Here is a 7,830-nt window from a genome sequence, read left to right as displayed (position 1 = left end):
CGATCTAAAAACAAACAATTTATATAAAGAGGTGTAATATATTCTCCATATAAGTGTGATTAAGGCGACACATTTAATGTCTATCTCCCAATTATCCAAGGCTGTATATACATGCTTGGCTGCTTTGCTATTGGCAAATACTGCTACTCATGCTGCGGATGCATTTAGTACAGAAAATCCATGGATGTTAGGCGACTGGAATGGTCAGCGTACTCAACTTCAACAACAAGGTTATGATTTCAGTTTTGGTTATACCGGTGAAGTAGCAACACTCATTGATGCTAAAAACTCATCTGATCACGGTACTGAATACGCCGACCAGTTTGCAATCGGGGCCCATCTGGATCTGGAAAAAATTGCAGGATGGAAAGATACCGAAGCACAAATTACGGTGACTCAGCGTAACGGTCGTAACTTATCCAATACTGCTGAAGCGCTTGATGGACACTTAAGCTCGGTGCAGGAAGTATGGGGACGTGGTCAAACCTGGCGTTTAACTGACTTCTGGATCAAGAAAAAATTCCTGGATCAGAAACTGGATGTCAAAGTTGGTCGCTTTGGTGAAGGTGAAGACTTTAACAGTTTTGATTGCGATTTCCAGAACCTGGCATTGTGTGGTTCACAGGTAGGCAACTGGGTCGGTGACCAATGGTATAACTGGCCAGTATCACAGTGGGCAGCACGTGTGAAATACAACGTCACACCTGAAATCTTTACCCAAGTGGGCGTCTATGAATATAACCCTGAGAATCTGGAACGTGGTAAAGGCTTTAACCTGAGCATAGACAGTTCTAAAGGCGCGATTATTCCGGCAGAAGTGGTGTGGACACCAAAACTCGGTGAACGAAAACTTCCAGGGGAGTATCGTGCCGGTTATTACTATAGTACCGCAGATTCAAAAATTCTTGACGGTGTAACGCCTCAAGAGATCCAGACTAAAACAGACCATCATCAAGGTGGCTGGATTGTTGCCAAGCAACAATTGACGGCACAGCAAGACGATATATCTCGTGGTCTCAGCGCATTTGTAAATCTCACCCTTCATGATGCCAAAACCAATGAAAAGACTGATATGCAAAATATTGGCCTTGTGTATAAAGGCGCAATGGATGCTCGTCCAAAGGATGAAATTGCGTTTGGTATTGCCCGTATCCATATGAATCATGATGCATTAGGTGACCGTAGTGATGAAATCGATGCGGAAATCTACTACGGATTGCATGCCACGAACTGGTTAACCATTCGACCTAACCTTCAGTATGTTCGCCATGTCGGTGCATACAGAAATAGTGAAAACGTTTGGGTAGGCGGTATCAAGTTTAATACCTCCTTTTAAAAAGAGTTTTTAGTTGCAAATACATAATTGAATCTCCCATGCCTTTGAGGCATTGATAAACAGATGCCTCAGGTATGTATTTATAACTAAGAACTTAACAATATGGTGCTCATGCATTCGAATTGCATGAGCGAAAAGAAATCTTATAAAGGTGTTCAATATGAATACTTCGTCTTCAGGTTCAGTACTGAAAACGATTATGGCAGTCATTGCTGTTATTTTCGGTCTGGTACTACTGATCGGAGGGATTTACCTGGCAGTACTTGGTGGGTCTTGGTACTACATCATTGCCGGTATTTTCTTTATTGCGACCGCAGTGTTATTACATAAACAGAAAAGTACAGCACTGATCGTATACGCCGTGCTGATTTTAGGCACAGTGGTATGGGGGCTATGGGAAGTTGGTTCGGACTTCTTCGCACTCGCACCTCGTTTAGACATTTTAGGCCTGTTCGGTTTAGCACTTCTCATTCCAGCAGTGACGCGTGGTTTTGGGGAGACAAAAGGTGCCAGGATCGCACTCACCAGTACTTTGGCAATTACCATTGCGGTAATGATCTATTCTGTATTTAATGACCCGCAAGAAATTCGTGGTGAGTTAAAATCACAGCAGCCTGCAGTGCATCAGTCTATTCCCGGTATTGCTGACGAAGACTGGCCAGCCTATGGCCGTACTCAATCTGGTCTACGTTATTCTCCATTGAAACAGATTACTGTTGATAACGTAAAAGATCTGGAGCTGGCTTGGGAATTTCATACCGGTGATGTAAAAACGGATAAAGATTCTGGTGAAACTACGAATCAGGTAACCCCGATTAAAGTGGGTAATAACCTGTTTATGTGTACCACTCACCAGTACCTGATTGCACTTGATCCTGCGACGGGTAAGGAAAAATGGCGCTTTGATCCTAAGCTGAAAGCGGACAATACCTTCCAGCATTTAACGTGCCGTGGAGTGTCTTATTACGATGCCAATAACACTACCGGTTTTGAAAGCAGTCTAGCTGCTCGTTCTACAACGTCTGCCGAATGTCCTCAGAAAGTAATCTTACCAGTGAATGACGGACGCTTGGTGGCGGTCAATGCAACTACAGGTAAGGTATGTTCCGACTTTGGTAATAACGGCGAAGTCGATCTGCAAAAAGACATGCCATTCCCATATCCAGGCGGTTATAACCCGACTTCACCTCCTGTGGTGACAGGTACAACCATTATCATCGCTGGTTCAACCACAGATAATTATTCAACTGAAGAACCTTCAGGTGTCATTCGTGGTTATGATGTGAATACTGGTGAATTGCTCTGGGTATTTGATACGGGTGCGGAAGATCCAAATGCGATTCCTGCTCCAGGGCAAAAGTTTGTACATAACTCACCAAATGCATGGGCACCTTTAGCTTATGATGCCAATCTGGATATTGTCTATGTGCCTACAGGTGTCGGTACACCAGATATCTATGGTGGTCATCGTACTGAACTGGACGAGCGTTATGCCAATTCAATGCTGGCACTGAATGCCTCTACTGGTAAATTAGTCTGGAACTTCCAGACTACCCATCATGACCTATGGGATATGGACGTACCAGCTCAACCAACATTGACTGATATCAAAGATAAAAACGGGAATATGGTGCCAGCCATCTACGTGCTGACCAAGACTGGTAATGTCTTTGTATTAGACCGTCGTAATGGTGAAGCGATTATACCAATCACTGAGAAACCGGTGCCTCAATCTGTAAAACGTGGTCCACAAACTAAAGGTGAGTGGTATTCAAAAACTCAACCGTTCTCTGACTTCAACCTGGCTCCTCAAGATCAATTGACGGATAAGGACATGTGGGGGGCCACCATGTTTGATCAGTTAATGTGTCGTGTATCGTTCAAAAAACTGAACTATGACGGTATTTATACACCACCCTCTGAAAACGGGACGCTGGTCTTCCCGGGTAACCTGGGGGTATTCGAATGGGGCGGTATGTCTGTGAATCCAGACCGTCAAATTGCATTGACCAACCCAATTGGTTTGCCATTTGTATCTCGTCTGATTCCGCAAGATCCGAACCGTAAGCAGACTGCCAAAGGTGCAGGTACTGAAGCGGGCGTACAGCCAATGTATGGGGTACCTTATGGTGTTGAAATCAGTGCCTTCCTGTCTCCATTTGGCTTGCCATGTAAGCAGCCTGCATGGGGCTATGTGGCGGGTGTAGATCTGACCACCCATGAAGTTGCCTGGAAACGTCGTATTGGTACGATTCGTGACAGTATGCCGGGTATTCCATTACCCCCATTTAAAATGGGTGTGCCAATGCTCGGTGGTCCAATTTCGACTGCGGGTAATGTGATGTTTGTTGGTGCAACTCAGGATAACTATATCCGTGCCATCAATGTAAACAATGGGGATGAGTTATGGAAAGGTCGTCTGCCAGCAGGTGGTCAAGCCACTCCAATGACTTATGAAGCTAACGGTAAACAGTACGTGGTGATTATGGCGGGTGGTCATGGTTCCTTTGGTACCAAAATGGGCGACTCTTTAGTGGCCTATGCATTACCAGACAACAAATAATGAAGTTTTGTAGTTAAGTAAAAAAGCCTGATTCGTCAGGCTTTTTTATGCAGAATACAGGCTGTTATAACAATGAATCTTAACCGGCAAATTATGATTGGTCAGATGAGCATGTTTATAAACATGATGCACTGATCTCATGCTGCTGAGCATTCGAGATACAGCAAAAAAACACTTTATAAATATTTTGGCTTCCATGACATGCATAGACGCCAGACTTCAGGAATATAAGCTATGTACCTTCATATAAGACGGTTACCGATGAAATCAACGTTGTCCTGCCTGATCGCCTGTATCAGTCAAGGAATTTATGCGGAAGAACCGGTTACAGAGGTACAGCGACTGGCTCCCATTGTGGTTGAAGCAACCCGTACAGATCGTGCCATTTTGGAAACACCGGCATCTACCTATTATCTGCATCAGGAACAACAAAATAGCTTAAATGTAAACTTGTCTGAAACCTTAAAAGGTGTACCAGGGTTGCAGCTGAATAACCGCGAAAATTACGCTCAGGATTTACAGATCTCAATGCGGGGCTTCGGCGCACGCTCGACTTTCGGTGTGCGAGGAGTACGTTTATATGTCGATGGTATTCCTGCAACCATGCCGGATGGGCAAGGGCAAACTTCCAATATTGACTTAAATAGCTTCGATCATATTGAGGTACTGAGCGGCCCATTTTCATCCTTATATGGTAACTCGTCAGGTGGAACCATTCTGACACAAAGCCGTGAAGGGCAGGGGCCTGATTCACTGGCCTTGGGATATTCGGGTGGTAGTCAAAATAAAGGCCAAACCAATCTGGTGTTACAAGGCGGTTCAGACAATGCTTCTGAACCAAGCTATATCATCAGTTCATCTTATTTTGATACGGATGGTTTCCGTGACCATAGTGGTGCACATAAAGTACTGAACAATGCCAAGCTGACTTGGGATCTGGAGGATGGCTCTAAAATTAACTGGGTCAATAACTATGTCAAAATTGCAGCAGATGACCCGGGTGGTTTAAACCGTGAGCAATGGCGAGCAAATCCTAAACAGGTTGCAAATAATGTGCTGCTTTATAACGCCCGAAAAGAGATTGAACAGTTTCAAACAGGTTTAACCTGGAACAGACCTATTAATGATCAGCACGAATTGTATGGTATGGCATATTGGGGGCAACGTGAAGTCACGCAATATCAGTCTATTCCTAAATGTAGATTTGAAAATAACATTTGTGTGCCAGATACTAGTCAATTAGCTGCTAAACATCCAGGTGGGGTAATTGACTTCGACCGTAATTTTTATGGTGCTGATTTGCGTTGGACAGGGCGAGAGATTCTGCCAAATACCAAACTGATTGCTGGTGTCGCCGTAGATGCCATGACCGAAGAGCGGAAAGGCTATCAAAATTTTGTGGGTAATACTTTAGGTGTTAAAGGTGAATTACGTCGTAATGAAGACAATACCTTATGGAATGCAGACCCTTATTTACAGATATCTTATAACTTTGTGCCAGACTGGACTTTAGACGCAGGCTTGCGTTATAGCAATGTGCATTTTAAATCTGATGATCATTACTTAAGTAATGGCGATAATTCAGGTAAAACCACTTATGAGAAATTGCTGCCTTCAGCCGCGCTAAGCTGGCAGATTCTACCCGAATTGATGGCCTATACCAGCTATGCCCAAGGCTTTGAAACACCAACTTTTACAGAAATGGCCTATCCAGCGGATAACAGTAATAACAGCTTGAGCTTAAATGCGGCAGAAAGTGAAACTTATGAAATTGGCTTAAAGGCTGCTAATCGCTTCGGTGACTTTACTGCAGCCGCTTTCCAGACCCAGACTGAAAATGACATTGTGTCTGCAGGCAATGATAATGGTCGCTCTACTTTCCGTAATGCAGATAAAACCTTAAGAAAAGGGCTAGAACTTTCCTGGAGTAAAGACCTCTGGCGTGATCTCACTGCTCAAGCCAGTTATAGCTATATAGATGCAACTTTTGATGCAGATATTCCTGCAATTCTTAATGATGAAGGAGAGATTGTAGTATCTAGAGTGGCATCTGGTAACTACATTCCGGGTATTGCTAAAAATCAGGCTTTTCTTGGTTTAGGCTGGAAACCTGAAAATGGCTTAAATGCGGGTTTAGATGTACGTTATTCAGACCGTATTTATGTCAACGACATTAATTCACAGTATGCGCCAAGTTATACTATTGCCGGTGCCAGTGTTGGCTATAACTGGAATATGAAAGACTGGTCTGTCAAAACTTTTGCGCGTGTAGATAATTTGTTTGATAAAGACTATTCAGGTTCGGTGATTGTCAATGAAAGCAATGGCCGTTTCTATGAGCCGGCAGAAGGGCGAAACTGGAGTGCCGGATTGAGTATAACCAAAGCGTTTTAATTAAAATAATTTGTGGCTGCTCAATTTTCAAAATAAAAAATCCCGCTTCCTGAGCGGGATTTTTTATATTTAAGCTTTGACCAGTTGATCAGAGGATTTGAGGTAAAACTAGATCGTTTTCTGATTCACTCGTTTTGATAATTCCTCGGCACTTTCGACCCGTTCAGAATATCGATCGGTGAGATAAGCAGACTGACCGCGAGTGAGTAGGGTGAACTTGTAGAGTTCCTCCATCACATCCACAATGCGGTTGTAATAAGGCGATGCTTTCATGCGACCATCCTCTTCAAATTCGAGGAAAGCTTTGGGTACAGAAGACTGATTTGGAATGGTGATCATCCGCATCCAGCGTCCTAAAACACGCAACTGATTCACTGCATTAAAGGATTGTGAACCACCACAAACCTGCATCACGGCCAGTGTCTTGCCTTGCGTGGCACGGATTGCACCGGCTGCCAGAGGAATCCAGTCAATCTGGGCTTTTAAAATCGAACTCATCGAACCATGACGTTCCGGTGAACACCAGACCATGCCTTCTGACCAGGCCAAAAGCTCATGCAGTTCTTTTACCTTAGGATGACTCGTATCCGCATCCTCAGGTAAGGGTAATCCTTTGGGATGGAAGATGCTGACCTCAGCGCCAAAATATTCCAGTATCCGGCCGGCTTCCTGAACGGCCAGTCTGCTGTAGGATCTGTCACGGTTTGAACCATAAAGCAGCAGAATACGGGGTGGATGATCCAGCTCTTTAGCCTGAACTTTGTCCAGTGTTGGTGTTTCTAGCAGATTCACATTGATATTCGGGAGATCCATCGGGTTATGCCTCTTTAAACACTTTTTTTCTTAGCCATAATGAAACGCTGACCAGCGCAATCAGAACTGGAACTTCAACCAGAGGGCCAATCACGGTGGTAAATGCCACAGGGGAAGCGAGACCAAAAGTGGCAATCGCAACGGCCAGCGCCAGTTCAAAATTGTTGCCCGCTGCGGTAAAAGAAATGGCCGCAGTTTTAGGATAATCATTGCCCATCCACTTACTCATAAAGAAGCTGATAAAGAACATCACCACGAAATAAATGGTCAAGGGAATGGCAATTCTGAGTACATCCAGTGGCAGGCTGACCACATCGCCGCCTTTAAGGCTAAACATGGCAACAATGGTAAATAACAGGGCCAGCAGGCTGAGCGGGCTGATTTTTGGAATAAACTGCGTTTGATACCACTCCAGACCTTTTTGCTTGACCAGAATCAAACGTGTCAAAAAGCCCAGTAAAAATGGAATGCCCAGATAAACCAGAACCGCGTGGGTAATCGTCCAGAAGCTGACATCAATCACTTGTGCTTCAATACCAAAATAAGGCGGCAAGAAGGTCAAAAATAGCCAGGCATAAGTACTGAAAAACAGGATCTGGAAAATACTGTTAAATGCCACCAGTCCGGCCACATACTGATTATCGCCACACGCCAGACCATTCCAGACCAGCACCATGGCAATACAACGCGCCAAGCCAATCAGGATGACACCGGTCATATATTC

5 protein-coding genes are annotated in these 7,830 nt (G+C 44.3%); 3 read left to right on the top strand and 2 right to left on the bottom strand.

Going from position 1 to position 7,830, the window contains the following annotated elements:
- Positions 1 to 76 precede the first annotated feature (76 nt).
- The 3 genes from B4033_RS09605 (at position 77) to B4033_RS09595 (ending at position 6,293) form a co-directional block, all read left to right on the top strand.
- Complete coding sequence (locus tag B4033_RS09605) at positions 77 to 1,336, top strand: carbohydrate porin (protein WP_286833479.1); 1,260 nt, start codon at positions 77 to 79, stop codon at positions 1,334 to 1,336.
- 160 nt (positions 1,337 to 1,496) lie between these two features.
- Positions 1,497 to 3,899, top strand: a complete 2,403-nt coding sequence (locus tag B4033_RS09600; RefSeq protein ID WP_286833478.1) for a glucose/quinate/shikimate family membrane-bound PQQ-dependent dehydrogenase — start codon at positions 1,497 to 1,499, stop codon at positions 3,897 to 3,899.
- A gap of 234 nt (positions 3,900 to 4,133) precedes the next feature.
- A complete protein-coding gene (locus B4033_RS09595) occupies positions 4,134 to 6,293 on the top strand; it encodes a TonB-dependent receptor (protein ID WP_286833475.1) in 2,160 nt (719 codons plus the stop codon).
- 108 nt (positions 6,294 to 6,401) lie between these two features.
- Here the strand turns inward: B4033_RS09595 and arsH are convergent, their stop codons facing one another.
- Positions 6,402 to 7,106 (bottom strand): arsenical resistance protein ArsH, encoded by a 705-nt coding sequence (gene arsH / locus B4033_RS09590; RefSeq protein WP_286833473.1) that lies wholly within the window; start codon positions 7,104 to 7,106, stop codon positions 6,402 to 6,404.
- Between the two features lie 4 nt (positions 7,107 to 7,110).
- A partial coding sequence (arsB, locus tag B4033_RS09585; protein ID WP_286833471.1) for an ACR3 family arsenite efflux transporter occupies positions 7,111 to 7,830 on the bottom strand: 720 nt, incomplete at its 5' end.

Origin of the sequence: Acinetobacter sp. UBA3132, assembly GCF_002364825.1 — a bacterium.
Lineage (GTDB): Bacteria > Pseudomonadota > Gammaproteobacteria > Pseudomonadales > Moraxellaceae > Acinetobacter > Acinetobacter schindleri.
This window is presented reverse-complemented; position numbering and strand designations above follow the sequence as displayed.

What these genes read in the sequence shown, in the direction of transcription:
- B4033_RS09605 (WP_286833479.1), top strand. Translation starts at nt 77, where the DNA reads ATGTCTATCTCCCAATTATCCAAGGCTGTATATACATGCTTGGCTGCT.
- B4033_RS09600 (WP_286833478.1), top strand. Translation starts at nt 1,497, where the DNA reads ATGAATACTTCGTCTTCAGGTTCAGTACTGAAAACGATTATGGCAGTC.
- B4033_RS09595 (WP_286833475.1), top strand. Translation starts at nt 4,134, where the DNA reads ATGTACCTTCATATAAGACGGTTACCGATGAAATCAACGTTGTCCTGC.
- arsH (WP_286833473.1), bottom strand. Translation starts at nt 7,106, where the DNA reads ATGGATCTCCCGAATATCAATGTGAATCTGCTAGAAACACCAACACTG.